Origin of the sequence: Flavobacterium sp. (assembly GCF_021151785.1) — a bacterium.
Lineage (GTDB): Bacteria > Bacteroidota > Bacteroidia > Flavobacteriales > Flavobacteriaceae > Flavobacterium.
This window is the reverse complement of record NZ_JAGKWP010000196.1, coordinates 1-1,529: the sequence shown is the minus strand read 5'-3', so window position 1 is coordinate 1,529 and position 1,529 is coordinate 1. Positions and strand designations below refer to the sequence as shown.

Annotated in this window: 1 protein-coding gene and 1 pseudogene; both read right to left on the bottom strand. The window is 31.3% G+C overall.

Features of this window, described 5'->3' with window-relative positions:
- Positions 1-291: pseudogene (locus QZ824_RS11600) on the bottom strand (antitermination protein NusB); the annotation flags it as partial.
- A gap of 81 nt (positions 292-372) precedes the next feature.
- Positions 373-1,479 (bottom strand): Glu/Leu/Phe/Val dehydrogenase, encoded by a 1,107-nt coding sequence (locus QZ824_RS11595; protein WP_291276175.1) that lies wholly within the window; start codon positions 1,477-1,479, stop codon positions 373-375.
- Positions 1,480-1,529 lie beyond the last annotated feature (50 nt).

Genomic DNA, 1,529 nt, shown 5'->3' with positions numbered 1-1,529 from the left:
GAATTCATCATGCTTTTCTAGAATTTGAAAAAATAAATTATTTACAAATTTTAAATTTGGATTACGTTCTTGAGGAGTAGCCAAATGCTTTTTTGAGACTTTATCCAAATACTCTAATTCTTTATTTTTTAATTCTTCAAAAATGGAAAGAACTAACAAATATAAATCTTGCGCATTATCTATACTTTGCATTAAGAATTTCTCTTGTTGGTCTAAGGAGTCGTTTTTATGTTGATGCATAGCATAAATAGTTTGCATCACTTTTACTCTAAAATGTCGTCTGTTAAGCATGACTAAGAACTTATTTTTAAAATTAATCCCGATGAATTTTAAAATCCATCGGGACAAAATTACAATTTTTATTGAAAAGAATTAACCGTTTTGTAATTCTTTTTTTCTCTCATCAATTCTGTTTTGGGCGATAGAAAATGCTGCCTGATGTGTAGTGATATTATTTTTATCAGCAAAATCGAAAATCTCTAATGCTGTATTATAAATATTTTCTGTTTTCTCAATTACTTGCTCTTTTGTCAAATGTGCAATTTCAGAATAAACATTGATTACACCACCTGCATTAATCAAGAAATCTGGAGCATATAAAATACCTTTATCTTTCAATAATTGTCCATGAACCACTTCATTAGCTAACTGATTATTAGCCGCTCCAGCAATTACTTTGGCTTGTATTTTATTAATTGTATCATCATTAATAATTGCTCCTAATGCACATGGAGCATAAATATCAACATCCAATGAATATAAATCATCTCCTGTATAAATCTTTGCACCATATTTAGAACCTACTTCATGTAAGCGCGATTCATTAATATCAGAAATAGTTACCAATGCACCGTTTTCCGTTAAATGCTTAACCAAAGATTCGCCTACATGACCAATTCCTTGAACTAATACTTTTTTCCCTTCTAAATGATCAGTTCCAAACTTATATTTAGCCGCAGCTTTCATTCCCATAAATACACCATAAGCTGTAACTGGAGAAGGATTACCAGAGCCACCTCTTTCAACTGAAATACCTGCAACATGTTTCGTTACATTATTAACAATATCCATATCTCTAGTTTCCATTCCAACATCCTCTGCTGTAATATATTTTCCAGATAATGAGTCAACAAACTGACCAAATCTTGTCATCAGCTCATCCGTTTTTTGGGTTTTAGCATCCCCTATAATTACGGCTTTACCTCCTCCTAAATTCAATCCAGAAATAGAATTTTTATATGTCATTCCTCTTGATAAACGTAAAACGTCATTAAGAGCTTCCCACTCATTTGTATAACTCCACATTCTTGTCCCTCCTAAAGCAGGACCAAGAACTGTATTATGAATACCAATAATTGCTTTTAAACCTGTATCTTTGTCATAACAAAAAACTACTTGCTCATGTTCGTCAAAAGAAATTTGACCAAATACCGGATCTACTTTGTGTAGTTCACTTGGTTTTACTATATCTACTGTCATGTGGTATGTTGAATTTTTTCAATAATTAGACACAAAAATATGCATATTTT